This window comes from Corynebacterium dentalis, from assembly GCF_900232865.1.
Lineage (GTDB): Bacteria > Actinomycetota > Actinomycetes > Mycobacteriales > Mycobacteriaceae > Corynebacterium > Corynebacterium dentalis.
Genome location: NZ_OCTS01000003.1, coordinates 60,159 through 76,246 on the forward strand (window position 1 = coordinate 60,159; position 16,088 = coordinate 76,246).

The 16,088-nt window shown below is 60.2% G+C and carries 13 protein-coding genes; 5 read left to right on the top strand and 8 right to left on the bottom strand.

The window, feature by feature from the left end; all coding sequences use genetic code 11:
* Positions 1 to 58: 58 nt before the first annotated feature.
* A complete protein-coding gene (locus CS919_RS03375; RefSeq protein WP_099298091.1) occupies positions 59 to 1,459 on the top strand; it encodes an MFS transporter in 1,401 nt (466 codons plus the stop codon).
* Here CS919_RS03375 and cysS read toward each other — a convergent pair.
* The 4 genes from cysS to CS919_RS03395 are packed head-to-tail and all read right to left on the bottom strand — an operon-like array spanning position 1,456 to position 4,846.
* Positions 1,456 to 2,892: a cysteine--tRNA ligase gene (cysS, locus tag CS919_RS03380; RefSeq protein ID WP_099298092.1), complete on the bottom strand. Its 1,437-nt coding sequence runs from the start codon at positions 2,890 to 2,892 to the stop codon at positions 1,456 to 1,458. The two genes, CS919_RS03375 and cysS, sit on opposite strands and share 4 nt — an antisense overlap.
* Positions 2,893 to 2,896: 4 nt before the next feature.
* Complete coding sequence (ispF, locus tag CS919_RS03385) at positions 2,897 to 3,385, bottom strand: 2-C-methyl-D-erythritol 2,4-cyclodiphosphate synthase (protein WP_099298093.1); 489 nt, start codon at positions 3,383 to 3,385, stop codon at positions 2,897 to 2,899.
* A 9-nt stretch (positions 3,386 to 3,394) separates the two neighbouring features.
* A complete protein-coding gene (locus tag CS919_RS03390) occupies positions 3,395 to 4,231 on the bottom strand; it encodes an IspD/TarI family cytidylyltransferase (protein WP_099298094.1) in 837 nt (278 codons plus the stop codon).
* 18 nt (positions 4,232 to 4,249) lie between these two features.
* Complete coding sequence (locus CS919_RS03395; RefSeq protein WP_099298095.1) at positions 4,250 to 4,846, bottom strand: CarD family transcriptional regulator; 597 nt, start codon at positions 4,844 to 4,846, stop codon at positions 4,250 to 4,252.
* A 238-nt stretch (positions 4,847 to 5,084) separates the two neighbouring features.
* Here CS919_RS03395 and CS919_RS03400 point away from each other — a divergent pair, with 238 nt between their 5' ends.
* Together CS919_RS03400 and radA are read left to right on the top strand one after the other, a co-directional pair.
* Positions 5,085 to 5,672 (top strand): hypothetical protein, encoded by a 588-nt coding sequence (locus CS919_RS03400; RefSeq protein ID WP_143341746.1) that lies wholly within the window; start codon positions 5,085 to 5,087, stop codon positions 5,670 to 5,672.
* Positions 5,673 to 5,749: 77 nt separating this feature from the next.
* The gene (gene radA / locus CS919_RS03405) at positions 5,750 to 7,150 is read left to right on the top strand and encodes a DNA repair protein RadA (RefSeq protein ID WP_099298097.1); all 1,401 of its coding nucleotides are present in this window, start codon (positions 5,750 to 5,752) and stop codon (positions 7,148 to 7,150) included.
* Here the strand turns inward: radA and CS919_RS03410 are convergent.
* Positions 7,147 to 7,827: a hypothetical protein gene (locus CS919_RS03410; protein ID WP_099298098.1), complete on the bottom strand. Its 681-nt coding sequence runs from the start codon at positions 7,825 to 7,827 to the stop codon at positions 7,147 to 7,149. The two genes, radA and CS919_RS03410, sit on opposite strands and share 4 nt — an antisense overlap.
* 75 nt (positions 7,828 to 7,902) lie before the next feature.
* A complete protein-coding gene (locus CS919_RS03415) occupies positions 7,903 to 8,553 on the bottom strand; it encodes a carbonic anhydrase (RefSeq protein ID WP_099298099.1) in 651 nt (216 codons plus the stop codon).
* A 61-nt stretch (positions 8,554 to 8,614) separates the two neighbouring features.
* On the opposite strand from CS919_RS03415, the gene CS919_RS03420 reads away from it, so the two are divergent.
* Entirely contained in the window at positions 8,615 to 9,616 is a 1,002-nt protein-coding gene (locus tag CS919_RS03420) for an HhH-GPD family protein (RefSeq protein WP_099298100.1), read from the top strand.
* A gap of 133 nt (positions 9,617 to 9,749) precedes the next feature.
* Positions 9,750 to 11,273 carry a lipase family protein gene (locus tag CS919_RS03425; protein ID WP_099298101.1) on the top strand — a complete coding sequence of 508 codons (1,524 nt, stop codon included), beginning with the start codon at positions 9,750 to 9,752 and terminating at the stop codon, positions 11,271 to 11,273.
* Positions 11,274 to 11,334: 61 nt separating this feature from the next.
* Here the strand turns inward: CS919_RS03425 and CS919_RS03430 are convergent, their stop codons facing one another.
* Positions 11,335 to 12,858 carry a PepSY-associated TM helix domain-containing protein gene (locus tag CS919_RS03430; RefSeq protein WP_099298281.1) on the bottom strand — a complete coding sequence of 508 codons (1,524 nt, stop codon included), beginning with the start codon at positions 12,856 to 12,858 and terminating at the stop codon, positions 11,335 to 11,337.
* 144 nt (positions 12,859 to 13,002) lie between these two features.
* Positions 13,003 to 15,684, bottom strand: a complete 2,682-nt coding sequence (locus CS919_RS03435) for an ATP-dependent Clp protease ATP-binding subunit (RefSeq protein WP_099298282.1) — start codon at positions 15,682 to 15,684, stop codon at positions 13,003 to 13,005.
* Positions 15,685 to 16,088: the final 404 nt, after the last annotated feature.

A 16,088-nucleotide genomic window follows, 5' to 3' on the forward strand; every position in this document is an offset into this window, starting at 1 on the left:
ATATTTTCGCTCCGCCAAGTCTAACGCCCACGCCCCGATAAGGGTATTATCCCAAGTCATGACTTCAGGAGGCGTGGGTAGCGACCCCGCACATTCGCCCGTGGGCCAAGCCCCTTTTTCTTCCGACGCCAACTCCTCGCCGTCTCGGACTGAGCGTCTCGATTCCTTACCTGTGACTCGCAAACATGCGCGGATCTTGGGCACTTCTGGTGTGGGTTGGGCCATGGATGCGATGGATGTGGGCTTGATTTCGTTCGTGATGGCCGCGCTGTCTGTGCAGTGGTCGCTGAGCACCACTCAGACCAGCTGGTTGGCTTCCACCGGATTCGTGGGCATGGCCTTGGGTGCCACCTTGGGCGGTCTGCTGGCGGATAAGTTCGGCCGCCGCCAGATTTTTGCTGCCACCCTGATCATCTACGGAGTGGCCACCGGTGCATCCGCGCTGTCCGGAAGCCTCGCAGTACTCATCGTGTTCCGTTTCCTGGTGGGTCTCGGTTTGGGCGCGGAGCTACCCGTGGCCTCCACCCTGATCTCGGAGTTCTCCCCGCGAGCAGTGCGCGGCCGCATGGTGGTGCTGCTCGAGGCATTCTGGGCGCTGGGGTGGATCCTGGCCGCGGTGATCGGCACATTTATCGTCAGCGGTTCCGCCGATGGCTGGCGCTGGGCCCTGGCCCTGGGATGTATCCCTGCGCTGTACTCGGTGGTGATCCGCCGCGGCATGCCAGAATCTGTGCGCTTCCTCGAGTCTCAGGGCAAGCACGAGGAGGCGGAAGCGGTGGTTCGCTCCTTTGAGGAATCCCCGGCGCTGGCGTCGAAGAAAATCAACGCGATGGAAGAGACCGTGATCGTTCACGACCACGCCGTGGAACAAGCCACCGGGATTTGGGGGCGGGCGCTGGCGAAGCGGACCGCGGCGCTGTGGGTGGTGTGGTTCTGCATCAACTTCAGCTACTACGGGGCGTTCATTTGGATCCCTTCGCTGCTGCACGCCCAAGGGTTCACGCTGGTGAAGTCCTTTACGTTCACCCTGATCATCACCCTCGCGCAGCTCCCGGGCTACGCGGTCAGCGCATTCCTGATCGAGCGGTGGGGACGGCGTGCCACGCTGGCTACGTTCCTGGTGGGCTCGGCGCTGTCAGCTGCCGGATACGGGCTGGCGGACGCCGAGTGGCAAATCATCGTGGCGGGTTGTTTCCTGAGCTTCTTCAACCTCGGCGCATGGGGCGCGCTGTACGCGATCGGCCCGGAACTCTACCCCACCAGCCTGCGCGGCACAGGCACGGGAGCTGCGGCGGGATTTGGCCGTATCGCCTCAATCCTCGCGCCACTAACGGTGCCACCGCTGCTGAGCTTCGGTGGCCAGGGCTTGCTGTTCGCGGTATTCGGTATTGCTTTCGCGGTTGCCGCGCTGGCTGCGTTTACGCTGCCGGAGCAGCGCGGGAAGGCGCTGGCTGACTAGCCCTTCAGCGACCACTTCGCGCCGTCGGCGGTGTCCGTGACCTCCACGCCGGCAGCTGCCAAGCGGTCGCGCACCTCGTCGGCAACCGCCCAGTCCTTCTCGGCACGGGCGGTGGAACGGCGCTCCAGCTCCGCCTGGACCAGCACGTCCAGCGCGCCCATCGCGGAATCTGAACCACCACGAGTGGCCAAGGTGGACTCCAGCCACGTGTGACTAAGTGGATCCACGCCCAGCACCGCGGTCATGGCGCGGACTTCGCTGGCGATGCGGATGGCATCCGCCTTGGCTTCTGCGTCCCCAGCCTCGGCCTTTTCTAGCGCCTTGTTGCCGCGGCGGATGGCATCGTGAATGATGGCCAGCGCTTGCGGCACAGCCAAGTCCTCGTCCATCTTCTCAGCGAACTCCGGCAGAACCTCTCCGACAGGCACGGCAACGTCAGGGGTGGCGTCGGGAATCAACGAAGAAGCCCGCACAACGAACTTTTCGATACGACGGTAACCCGCTGCGGCCTCGGCCAATGCAGCCTCAGAATACTCCAGCATGCTGCGGTAATGCGCGCTGCCAAGGTAGTAGCGCAGCTCCACAGGGCGAACCAGCTTCAACACGTTGGGGATGCTCAACACGTTGCCCAAAGACTTGGACATCTTCTCACCGGACATGGTGACCCAGCCGTTGTGCATCCAGTAATTGGCAAAGGTATCGCCTGCGGCATGGGCCTGCGCGGCCTCGTTCTCGTGGTGCGGGAATTGCAGGTCGAGGCCACCGCAGTGAATATCGAACTCGCCACCGAGGTAGGTGGTTGCCATCGCGGAGCACTCGATGTGCCAGCCAGGACGTCCCCTGCCCCACGGGGTGTCCCACGCGGGCTCACCGGGCTTGGCGGCCTTCCACATGGTGAAATCGCGCGGATCCTGCTTGCCCTGACCAGCGGATTCACCCTGGTCCATCTCGTCGATCTTCTGCCCGGAAAGGAACCCATAGTTCTTAATCGCGGCGGTGCGGGCATACACGTTGCCCTCGGAGGCATAGCCCAAACCGTTATCGATGATGCGCTGCATGTACTCGATCATCTGCGGGATATGCCCGGTGGCGCGCGGCTCGATGGACGGCGGGGTCACGCCCAGCTGGTCATACGCCCAGTTGAAGGCGCGCTCGTGCGTAGCTGCCCACTCCCACCACGGGCGACCGTTCTCCGCGGCTTTGGTGAGAATCTTGTCGTCGATGTCCGTCACGTTGCGCACGAAGGCCACGTCCAGGCCCTTGGCCTCCAGCCAATTGCGCAACACATCGAACGCCACCCCGGAGCGCACGTGCCCGATGTGTGGGATGGACTGCACCGTGGCTCCACACAGGTACACGCTGGCGTGGCCGGGCCGGACTGGCTGGAAGTCGCGAAGTGTACGGGTTGCGGTGTCGTAGATTCTCAAAGTCACGCCCTCATTGTAGGTCAGGCTCAAAAACGATCGCCGTGGCCACCGCCGCCACGCCTTCCCCGCGTCCGGTGAACCCCATGCGGTCTGTCGTGGTGGCGGAAACACGCACGGGAGCGCCGATGATCTCGCCCATCACGCACTCTGCTTCTTCCCTACGGGGTCCCATTTTGGGGCGATTGCCCACCATCTGCACGGCCGCGTTGCCAATCTGAAAACCTTTGGATTCCAGCAGCTCACGGCATTCTTTGAGCAGCTGTGCGCCGGAGACGTTGTCATACTTCTTTTGCCCCACACCCACGAAGGATCCGAGGTCTCCCAAGCCAGACGCACTCAGCAGCGCATCCACCACCGCATGCGCCACCACGTCACCGTCAGAGTGCCCTTCGCAACCGTGCTCTTCCTCGAACAGCAGGCACGCCATCCAGCAGGGCTTTCCCGGCTCAACCTGATGGGCATCGGTGGCGATTCCTACGCGTGGGATGGGCATGCTCATGTCTGTTTTTTAACCTTCTTCTGTGGTGCCTTTGTCGGTGTCTTCTAGGTCTGCCAGCAGCATCGTGGCCACACGGTAATCCAGCGGAGTGGTGATCTTCATGGCCAACAGTTCGCCGTCTACCGCAGTGACTTTCTTACCGGCCATTTCCATCAGGGAGGCATCGTCGGTGGCGGTCATCAGTGGTTGATTCCCCGTGTTTCTCGACGCATGGGCCGAGCTGATTTCCACCGTTGCCAAGTACTCCAGGTTTGCCTCCCGCAGCTCGTCTAAGCGGAATACCTGCGGAGTTTGGGCCGCGCGCAAGGTATCCCGGGCTGGGGTTTGTTCCAGCAGGATTTCTCCATCGGCGGATCCAGCGCGGGCCTGGTCAACCACCTTAATGGTGTCCACCACAGGAACCACGGGAACAGACCCGGACCATGCCTGATGCTTGGCCCCGTAGCGCGCACTATCCACTACGCGGGCGATCATCTCGGGTGGAGTCATACAGCGGGCGGCGTCGTGCACGGCCACCAGGCTGTCCTCGGGTACCTCACGCCGGGCGAGCTCTTCGAGGCCTGCCCACACAGAGTCCATCCGCTCGCCTCCTCCGAGAGTGACGCTGACGGCCATCCCCGCCCACGAGGCGCGATTAAAGTCCTGCTGGATGAGCTTTTCCGCAGTTTCCCGCATGTCTGGACTGACCAAGATAATCGCGTGATCAATTACTTCAGAGCGAGCCAAACCATCGAGTGCGCGCTCCAGCAGAGTGCGTCCCGCCAGCTCCACAAAAGCCTTGGGCTGGTCAAACCCCAGCCGGCTGCCACTTCCGGCGGCGGCGACGAGTGCGTAAACGGCAGGCACGGCGGGAGCTACTGCTTCTTATTCGTCGTCTTCGTCCAACGCTTCGTCGAGGTCGATTGGCCCCTTGGAAGCATCCTCGTCCTCGTCGATGCCTGCGGCGCGTGCGGCCTCGGCTGCTTCGCGATGACGCTTGATGGTTTCCTGCATCTTCTCCAGGATCGCATCGGTCTTCTTGTCATCCACGCCCTCGGCCAGCGCCAGCTCTCCCACTAGGATCTGACGTGCCTTGGCCAGCATGCGCTTTTCGCCTGCGGACAGACCGCGGTCTTGGTCTCGGCGCCATAGGTCGCGAACAACCTCGGCAACCTTGTTCACATCACCGGAGGTCAGTCGCTCCTGGTTGGCCTTGTAGCGGCGAGACCAGTTGCCAGCCTCTTCCACATCTGTTTCGCGCAGCATGGAGAAGACCTTGCGCAGGCCTTCTTCACCCACCACGTCACGTACGCCCACCTTCTCTGCATTCGCAGCGGGAACGCGCACAGAAAGATCGCCTTGGTTGATGCGCAGGACCAGGTAGTCCACCTTGTCGCCCTTGAATTCGCGCTGCTCAATACCTTCGATGACCGCGGCACCGTGATGGGGGTAGACCACCGTATCTCCGACCTTGAACTCCATCAGCGTCTTAGCCTGCCCTTCGGGTGAGTGTGTGCTTGGATTTTCTTGTACATACCAAGCCCTTTTAATACCGGCTAATCCTACCCCAACAGCAACTTTGAGGCCGTTGAGGGGTTCCCCTTCCCCCTGCCTTCTCCCCTAAAGTCTTCGGTTTGACTAGGAAAAATGATCCGTCACGGGTTAGGCTAACTGCAGAGAAGAGATAGCCTTTTTGACGCCTCAGATGGAGGACCTCATCGTGAAGTTCCAGAAGTCGTTTGCTGCACGCAGCGCACTTGCACTGGTTGCCGCCGGATCCGCAGTCGCCTTGACTGCCTGCGGAGCTGGTCAGATCACTCAAACCTCGAACCAGGCCGCTGCCGTGAACGGCACCAACGGTCACTTGGAAAACGTCTCCTTGCGGGATGCCACCATCGTGATCGGCAAGGATGGCAACTCTTACCTGAAGTTCACCGCTTCCAACCTGGAAAATCTGGGCGAGTCCGCAACCCTGCAGTCCATTTCTATCGACGGCAAGGATGCGAATGTCAACGGAGACAAGACCATCAAGCCTGGATGCAACTTGGTAGCCGCTACCCCTGACGAAGTAGCTGAGATCAAGAAGGGTGCACAAAACGTATGCACCACTTACGCTTCCCCTGAGCTGTCCTCCACCGAGGGCGTTTACCCCGGCGGGTCCCTACCAGCGAAGTTCACTTTCGATCAGGGCACCGCAGAACTCAACCTTCCAGTTGTGGGAGAGCACCCGACCGCCGGTGAGGCTTACCGCAACCCAGCTAACGAGATTGTTTCTCCTGAGGAATTCCACAGCGAAGAATCTCACTAAACCCCTTTTTCGAGTTTATGTTCGATTAAAGGCGAGTTGCCGTCCCGTTTGTCCGGGGCGGCTTTTATTATGAGCGCATGCCTTCCGCAAAAACCTCATCCAAGAACTCTCGGCACACCGTGTTCACATGTAGTTCCTGCGAACACCAAGTGTCCAAGTGGATGGGTCGATGCCCGTCCTGCGGGGAATGGGGAACCCTCGCCGAAACCACCGGCTTGCGCAACTCGATGGGCTCCGGCGCAGCGTCCCGCAAGGGCCGTGGCCTCGTCACAGGCAGCAGTGGCGCCCAACCCATCACGGAGATCTCCGCAGAGCTAGCCAAGCACCTCTCTTCTGGAATCAAGGAGCTCGATCGCGTGCTCGGTGGCGGAGTGGTTCCCGGCAGTGCGATCCTGCTAGCGGGCGAACCCGGAGTAGGAAAATCCACGCTGCTGCTGGAGGTTGCGGCCAGTTGGGCCCGGATGGAACGCAGCGCTCTGATCATCACCGCGGAAGAATCCGTGGGCCAGGTAAGGCAGCGTGCGGAACGCACGGGGGCATTGCTGGACAGGTTGTTCTTGGCGTCGGAAAACGATCTGGCCGCAGCCATAGACATCGTCGATACGGTCAAACCTGACCTGCTGATCGTGGACTCTTTGCAGACCATGCACGCCAGCGACGTCGAGGGCGTAGCCGGCGGCGTGGCGCATACTAAGGCCGTCACGTCCACCCTGACCTCGCTAGCCAAACTCACGGGCATTCCCGTCATCATCGTCGGCCACGTCACTAAAGAAGGCACCGTGGCTGGACCTCGCACCATCGAGCACCTTGTGGATGTGGTGCTCAACTTTGAAGGCGATAAGCACAGTTCGCTGCGGTTTTTGCGCGGCATCAAGAATCGCTTCGGAGCCACGGATGAGGTGGGCTGCTTCGAACAAACCGGGCACGGTATCGAAGAAGTGGCGGACCCCTCCGGGCTGTTCATTCATCACCGCACCGAATCAGTGGTGGGCACGGCCGTGACCGTGGCGATGGATGGACGCCGGGCGATGCTCGGCGAAATACAGACCCTCGCCATCCCTGTGGAGATGAACTTCCCCAAACGCTACGTGACGGGAATCGAGCCATCGCGCTTGTCCATGGTGTTGGCCGTATTGGCCCGGCGAGGAGGCCACAACCTGACGCGCAAGGAAGTCTACGCTGCGACTGTTGGTGGCATGAAGATTGTGGAACCGGCAGCGGACCTCGCCACCACACTGGCCCTGGCCTCCACCGCCACGGAAACTCCCCTTCCCCATGGGCTGGTCGTGGTGGGCGAGCTGGGGCTCGGAGGCGAAGTGCGCAGCGTGCCCCAGCTAACGCAGCGCCTCAATGAAGCCGAAAGGCTGGGCTTTCACACGGCCATCGTCCCCGCGGGCTCCGGAAAGCACAGCTCCAGCATAAAGATCATCGAAGTTCGCAACCTCTACCAAGCGCTAGAGGCCGCGATGAAGAGCTAGCTCAGGTTGAACGTCGCAGGCTCAGAAACGTTGTCACCCAAGTGCGTGTACAGCAGGTAGGAGCCCGGCTGCACCGCCTGGCGATCATCGCACTGCTCAGGAGCAGAGGTGGTCTTGGACCACGCCTTCAACTCATAATTCACGGATTCACCAGCAGGAATGGTGATATCCCCGGAAACGTCCGAGCTATTACAATCCAGATCCGCCCACACACGCTGGTAGCTCTGCAGGGTGAACACCTCGAACTTCAGCTGATCTTCATCAGCATCAATCACGCACTCGGCATCCGTGGGGTTGGAGATCTTGGCGAAGAAATTGGGCTGCTGAGCCGCACCGAAAGTCTGTGCACCCGGCTGAGCCGTCACCTTCAAGTCCGCCAAAGAACAGGACTTCTTGGACGAGCTGGATTCGGACGAAGACTCAGACGAGGAAGATTCCTTCGCTGATTCCGTTTCCTTCTTCGTGTTCGGCGGCTCGTTTGGCGAGGTCATATCGGGAGTCGTCGAGGAAGCCATGTTGTCCGTGGCCGCGGCATTCTCCCCATCATCGTTGCCACCCAGCGAACTGATGATCCACCACAGCAACAGCACAACCACCACGAGCAGCGCCAACGCAGCAACGCGACGGCGCACATACACTTCCTTGGGCAACTGCTTTTCTCGGTTATCCTCGCTCACACCAGCGGATACTACCGGCCAGGCGCAGCCAAATCACGGAGCAACACCGCACTGAAATCAAGAGTGATTTCTTCGCTAGCGCTGCACCGTCTCCGCGCCGATATCCAGGCCGTATCCCACCAAGGGCTCCGCCTTGCCGTCAGAGAGACGGTAACGCAGGCCCACCACCGCGCACCGCCCGTCATTCAGCCGCTCGCGAATCTCCGGGGAGCGATCCACGATGTGGTTGGCGATCTCCTTGACGTGGTTACGCTCAAAGTTCTCGATGCCGCTCAAACCTTCGGCCTTCGCACTCAGCAGGCTCGGAGTAACCTTCTCCACCAGCACGCGCTGGAAACCGCTAGGCATCACGCCCTTATCCAGCGCGGTTTCTGCCGCCGCCACCGCGCCGCACTTTTCGTGCCCAAGCACCACAACCAGTGGCACGCCCAAGGAGTCCACCGCAAATTCCAGCGAGGCCAACACGGACAGGTCCGTGATTTCACCCGCGGTGCGGATCACGAAGACATCGCCCAATCCCTGGTCAAAGACGATTTCCACCGGCACGCGCGAGTCACTGCACGCCAGCACCACGGCGTGTGGGTTTTGTCCGTGTTCGCCAAGGCCGCGTCGTTCTCCGTCCTGGCGGGGATGGTCGGCCTGTTGAGCCATAAATCGCTCATTGCCTTGCTGCATGAGGTCCCATGCCTGCTGTGGGGTGAGCTGTGCCTGTGCTTCAGTTGTCATGTCCTCAATTCTGCACGCTCGACTACCGAGATTCCAGCGGGTAGGGCACAATGAGCCCACGATGAACAACCCCCACGCCACTGATTGCGCAATTGATCCCACTGCCTTAGCTAGCGCTCTGAACAGCTGGTTTGGTGAGCACGGACGGGATCTTCTGTGGCGGCATCCGGACACGTCCGCGTGGGGAATTTTGGTCAGCGAGGTCATGTCCCAGCAGACTCCCGTCAAGCGCGTGGAGCCACTGTGGCAGGCGTGGATGCAAAAATGGCCCACCCCGGCGGACCTGGCTACCGCCCCGAAGGCCGATGTCCTGCGCCTATGGGCGAATCTGGGATACCCACGGCGCGCGCTTCGATTGCAGGAATGCGCGCAGGCTTGCGTCGAAAATCATGACGGTGAGGTACCCGCGACCGTGGCCGAATTGGAGGCGTTGCCTGGCGTGGGCAGCTACACGGCTCGCGCGGTGGCCGCGTTCGCGTTCGGGCAGGCTGTTCCCGTGGTGGACACGAACGTGCGTCGGGTGTATCGCCGATTGGTCGAAGGCGAGTTTTTGCAGGGCCCGGTGCGAGCTCGGGATCTGTGGGATATGGCCTCGTTGCTGCCGTACGTGGATGAAGATCCTTCATTAGCACGACGCCAAACTCGTCACCAAACAGCCAGTCCCCTACCGTGGGGCGATCCCTCTCAGCGCGAGGCTGCGAACGTTTTATGTGCCTCGTTGATGGAGTTGGGCGCGCTGGTTTGCACAGCGGCGAACCCGGCGTGTGACTTTTGTCCGGTGGAGTCTCAGTGCCAGTGGGTGGCGCGAGGCAAGCCTGCGCCGACGGCGGAGGAGAATGCCGCAGCTAAAGGGAGGGTTCAGAAATTTGCTGGCACTGACCGACAGGTCAGGGGAAAAATTATGGCTGCGGTGCGAGGCGTGGACACAGTAACTTCTGCTGACATAGCGCTCGTGTGGGAGGACAAGATTCAGCTCGAGCGATGCCTGAATTCATTGCTCGTGGACGGCTTGGTGGAGGCTGAGGGAAGCGGGAAAGCTAAGACTTTCCGATTACCACGCTAGCTGACAAGGTGAAACGTCAACTCAAAGTCTAAACTTCTGCTTGATCGCCCCTAACGGGGTTAAATTCCGAACAATTCCAGATTTATTCTCATTTCCGCATAAGTTCCGAGCGGAAACAATATTGTTTCCAAACATGACGCTCAAGAAAAATTCACGCTCGCGCAATCGCACCGTTGCGCTGCTTGCCTCCACACTGCTGGCGGCTTCTTCAATGTCCGCAACCTTCGGAGTTGCCGGAGCACAAGAAGGTTCTCTCTACGAAAGCGCCGAACAAGCCAATCAAGGCAGCGTCGAGGCCTCCAGCCAGGGCTCGGCCGTGGGCAGCGCCTCTGGTTTAGTTCCTGGATCCATTGACCTCAACCAGGGTGACTTTTACTCCACCCTTCCCGAGACAGTAGAAGGCGAGCCCGGAGAAATCCTGAAGAAAGAACCTTCCAATTTCGCCCTCGGAGTTCCCCTCGTGGACTGGACTGGCTCCACCGCTACTCGTGTTGCATACGTGTCCACCGATGACAAAGGACAGACAGTCCCCATCACCGGTACCGTCCTGACTCCCACCTCGCCGTGGAAGGGCAAGGGCCCACGTCCACTGATGGCCATCGCTCCGGGTACTCAAGGTTCAGGCGATGCCTGCGCCCCTAGCAAGCTGATGCCTTATGGCGTGGAGTACGAAGCACTTCCGGTAGCTGCTGCTCTGGCTCGCGGCTGGAACGTAGCTATCACTGACCTGCATGGATTGGGCACTTCCGTGCAACACACATACATGAACCGAGTGTTGCAGGGCAATGCCACCCTGGATGTGGCTCGTGCAGCCGAGAATCTGAAAATTCCTGGAATCGATTCCAACACTCCCATAACCACCTTTGGCTACTCCCAGGGCGGAGGCTCTTCAGCAGCCGCACTGGAACTGCAACCTACCTATGCGCCAGAGCTCAACCTGGTCACGGGCTACGCCGGTGGCGTGCCTGCCAACCTGCACTCCGTGGCCAAGCAGGTAGATAAGTCCCCACTCACCGGCGTGCTGGGTTACACGGTCAATGGCTTCCTCAACACCGAACCTCAGCTGCAGCCACTGATGGACGAACTACTCAATGAAAAGGGCAAGCTGCTGCTCGAGCAAACAAAGGACGAATGCATCCCGCAGTCAATCGCGAACCACGCGTTTGTGGATACCAGCACATTGACCAAGGACGGCCGCGCACTGTGGGAGATCTTGCAAGATGAACCACTGAAGTCCCTGGTGGATCGCCAGTTGATCGGCGAGCGTGCCCCTACAGTTCCCGTGTACGTGGGCCATGGCACCAACGATGACAGTATTCCCGTGGAACAGTCGCGTCGTATGGCCCGCATGTGGTGTGAGGCTGGCACTCCGGTGAATTACCAAGAACAAAACATTCCCCTGGGGCCTCCCCTGACCAACCATGTGTTCCCCATGCTCACAAACCTGACCCCAGCGATGGTGTGGATGGAGAAGGTCATCAATGGCGAGAATTACGAGACCACGCCGTGCGATCAAATCCCCTCCGGCGTGGATGTGAAACCTACTGGCCTCGAGGCTGCAGGCAGCACCCCCGGAAGCGTGGCTGCTAATACGGAAACCATCATCGATGGTGTTCCTGGCTCGCTAGGTTCCTCCTCCGGATCCAGCCGACCTTGATGGTCGGCTGATCCCCGCCAACTAGTTCGCTAGTCAAGCTAACCGTGGCCGTGTTCTCCGCTTACGTGCCGGCGGGCAAGGTCATTTTCTGTGTGAAGCGCGGGGAGGCTTGCTTGGCCGCCCGGCGTGCCAGCACGCGGTCCACCACGATCATCACCGCCAGGCTGATGCCGAACAGCGGCAAGAACACGCCAACCGTGGCCAGCAATACGCCCACGATGACCCATTCCACCACGCTCAAAGGTTGGTTCGGGCCAGGCAATCCTGCCACACCGTTGCGGGTCGGGCGGCGCTTCCACCAAGCGATATAGCCAAAGACAACCAACCCGGCGATTCCCAGTGCGCACACGAACAACAGAATTTGCAGCGGCAGACCAAACATGATGCCCATGTGCAGATAGATTCCCCAGCTTGTCAGCTTGCTGAACAGTGGCAGTTGAGAGAACGGTAGGGTATCCACCACGTCGCCGGTTTCACCATTGACGCTCACCGCATCAGAGGTGGTGCGCCACGGCACCCAGCGCTCGCTAGCCTGCCAGGCGTGTTGGTTGTCCTCCGGTGGGTAGAGGCGCAGTGGGCCGGTCAGCCCCTGGTCCCGAGCAGTATCGAGCACCCGTTGCGCCTGGCTGGAAAGCTCTTCGGCCGTCAGTGGTTGCCCTTCGTGGTCCGTCAACATGCCGCCGTGCTGGGCGTGGTTGTGTCCTCCGGTCGACGCCACCTCCTCTCCATTCAGCGAGGTCTCAATGTTTTTCGGTTCTCCCTGGATCGCATCGACCGTGGAGCTGACGTTAGCTCCGGCGAATGCGGACCACGTGATGCCGGTGGCGGACAGGCCAAGCATCACCACGAGCAGCCAGGTTCCGGCCTCTCCGTGCAGTTTGACGTGCCAGTTGCGGCTCTTGTTTTGTCCGTTCCACAAGCTTTGGCGCTTGGCTGCCACGTGGGTGGACTCTGGCGTTTCTTCGCCGTCGAGTGCAACGTCTAGCTGATGCTTCTTGGTGGGGTTCTTCAGACCGGTGAAGATCTTTCGTCCACCCACGCGGCTCCACCACAAGACGAGTCCGCCGAGGGCCACGAACCACAGCCAGGAGGCCGCAAGCTCGGAGTACATCTCTCCCGGGGTGCCGAGGAACATGCTTTCGTGCATCTCGGAGATGAAGCGGCGCAGGGGCATTTCTCCGAGGCCGGAGTAGCTGGGCTCGTCGCCAATGACTTTGCCATCGCCGGGATTCACGAACACACTGCGCAGGCGTTCTTCACCGAGGCTCTCGTCCACCAGCAGGACGCGAGTAGAATCGTCGGCCTTAGTCGCAGGCCAGACCTGGGAAACTTCCATATCTGGGTAAGCCGCCCGGGCGCTGTCGATCTGGGACTGCAGCGTCACGGTCTGCGAGGACGGCTGAACTTTGATGATGTCCCCGTACACCACGTTTTCCAGCGTTGGCGCCACCGCGTACGCCGCACCACTGAGAGCTGCCACAAGGATGAATGGCCCGATGAACACTCCGGCGTAGAAGTGGAGCCTGCGGATCAGCGGTTTGAGTCCGCCGAATGCTTTGTTAGTTGTCTGTTGCTGATTATTCACGGACAACTAGTCGCATTTTTGCAGCCGGTGGTTCCCCACTTTTGTCTCAGAAACGAGAAGTCCCCACCCGTCGATGGATTCCTTACTGAATCCGATCTCCGGTTGGGGACTAATCACCGATGCGAATCTAGCTGTGCATTTTCCTTAGGAGGAAGTGTTCGAATCCTCGTTTTCCTTGGATCCGCCTTCATTTCCTTCGGGGGTAAAGTCATCGCTTTCTGGCACATCTGAATCGGCAGCGTTTTCCACTGCCTTTTGCGCCTCTTCGGCCCGAGTGTCTTCTTCTGACTCGATGGTAGGCAATGGCTTGACCTTGGAGCCGAAGACGAACTTCGCGTCCGTTCCCTTGGACTCGCCATCCCAGTTCTCCACGTCCACAGTGGCAATTTCGCCTGCGCCCAGCTCGCCGAACAGGATCTTCTCGGACAAGACATCCTCGATCTCCCGCTGGATGGTACGGCGCAGCGGACGAGCGCCCAATACTGGGTCAAACCCGCGCTTGGCCAGCAAGTTCTTGGCCTTCTCGGTGACTTCGAGTCCCATGTCCTTGGCGGCCAGAGAGGAAACCACGCGGCGCAGCAGCAGGTCCACCATCTGGACGATCTGCTCACGGGTGAGCTGGTGGAAGACCACCACGTCATCGATACGGTTGAGGAACTCTGGCCGGAAGTGCTTCTTCAGCTCGTCGTTGACCTTGAGCTTCATGCGCTCGTACTGCGTGTCCTCGGAGCTTTCGCCGGAACCAGAAAAGCCCATGCCCACGGCCTTGGAAATATCCGAGGTTCCCAGGTTAGAGGTGAAGATCAGCACGGTGTTCTTGAAGTCCACCTCGCGGCCCTGTCCGTCGGTCAGACGACCCTCTTCCAGAACCTGCAGCAAGGTGTTGTAGATCTCCTTGTGCGCCTTCTCGATCTCGTCGAACAGCACCACGGAGAATGGCTTGCGACGAACCTTCTCAGTCAGTTGGCCGCCTTCGTCGTGGCCCACGTATCCCGGAGGGGCACCGAACAGGCGGGAGGCCGTGAAGCGGTCGTGGAATTCGCCCATGTCAATCTGGATGAGGGAGTCATCATCACCGAACAGGAACTCGGCAAGCGCCTTGGACAACTCGGTCTTACCCACACCGGATGGTCCGGCGAAGATGAAGGAACCGGACGGACGCTTCGGATCCTTCAGACCTGCGCGAGTACGGCGGATTGCGCGGGAAACAGCCTTCACCGCGTCATCCTGACCGATGATGCGCTTGTGCAGCTCGTCTTCCATGCGCAGCAGACGTGCGGACTCTTCCTCGGTGAGCTGGAACACGGGGATGCCGGTCCAGTTGCCGAGTACCTCAGCGATTTGCTCTTCACCGATCTCAGCTACTTCGTCCAGTTCGCCGGCGCGCCAAGCCTTTTCCTTCTCCGCTCGCTCTTCGGTGAGCTTTCGCTCATCGTCGCGCAATGCTGCCGCCTTCTCGAAGTCCTGATCATCGATCGCGGCTTCCTTCTGGCGGCGCACGTCGGCGATCTTGTCATCTACGTCCTGGATGGACTTCGGCGCGGTCATGCGCTTGATACGCATGCGGGCGCCCGCCTCATCGATGAGGTCCACTGCCTTATCAGGCAAGAAACGATCGTTGATGTAGCGATCTGCCAGGCGCGCGGCGGCAGCCAGTGCGCTGTCCGTGATGGACACTCGGTGGTGTGCCTCGTAGCGATCTCGCAGGCCCTTGAGGATTTCCACGGTCAGGTCCACGGATGGCTCCGGCACCTGAACGGGCTGGAAACGACGCTCCAGCGCGGCATCCTTCTCGATGTGCTTACGGTACTCATCCAGCGTGGTAGCACCGATGGTCTGCAGTTCACCGCGGGCCAGCTTTGGCTTCAAGATGGAGGCTGCATCGATGGCACCTTCTGCAGCACCAGCGCCAACCAAGGTGTGGATCTCATCGATGAACAGGATGATGTCACCGCGCTGGTTGATCTCCTTAAGCACCTTCTTCAAGCGCTCTTCGAAGTCACCGCGGTAGCGAGAACCGGCCACCAGAGAGCCCAAGTCCAAGGAGTAGACCTGCTTGTCCTTAAGAGTTTCTGGAACGCGGCCGTTCACGATGTCCAGCGCGAGGCCTTCCACTACGGCGGTCTTACCCACACCGGGCTCGCCGATGAGCACTGGGTTGTTCTTGGTGCGGCGAGACAGCACCTGCATGACGCGCTCGATCTCCGTACCGCGTCCCACCACTGGATCCAGCTTGCCGTCCTTGGCGGCCTGGGTCAGGTTGCGACCGAACTGGTCCAGCACCAAAGAGTTGGACTTCTGGCCCATCTTGGACGATGCGGGCTCGGAGCTGGAGGAACCCACGCCAGCGGTGGCTGGCTCGTCAGGAGCCTCTTCGCCTTCGCCGCCTTCGTAGCCGCTGAGCAGCTGAATGACCTGCTGACGCACGCGGGAAAGGTCTGCTCCCAGCTTGACCAGCACCTGTGCTGCCACGCCTTCACCCTCGCGGATGAGGCCCAGCAGAATGTGTTCGGTGCCGATGTACTTGTGGCCCAGCTGCAGCGCCTCGCGCAGAGCCAGCTCCAGTACCTTCTTGGCGCGTGGGGTAAATGGAATGTAGCCACTTGGTGGGTGTCCGCCAGAACCGATGATCTCCTTGACCTCGGTGCGGACTGCATCCAGAGAAATCCCCATTGATTCCAGGGCCTTGGCGGCGACTCCCTCCCCTTCCTGGATGAGGCCGAGCAGGATGTGCTCGGTTCCGATGTAGTTGTGGTTCAAGGCGCGAGCTTCTTCCTGGGCTAGGACAACTACACGCCGCGCACGATCGGTAAACCTCTCAAACATGGTGATCTCCCTCTTCTGCTGCTTTTGGGTGTGGATCCCCACCCTAGTGCGAAGCCAGGACACCTCATAGGCGCTTTGGGTCCTTGGGTTGCGGGTTCTTCTTTTTCGACGCCTCTTCCCCCTCCTGGCGCTTGAGTTACCGCTGGTAGATAGCCATTTCTTCGCATCACCGAGGCAGTGTACGCCTTCAGCGAACAGCCCGATTTTCGGTGCATTTTCGGCGCACCCCTGCTCGCTATTGCCAGCAGCTCCCCTATAAATTCTCCCCGGGCTGCACATTTTGAACCAATTACCTAACGGAAACTATTTTTCATCGTTAGGCTGGAATAATACTTAGGAATATAACACTACTTTGGTAGCTTTTCGTTGGTCTTGCAAAGTCGCTCACATTCCTAATGACCATC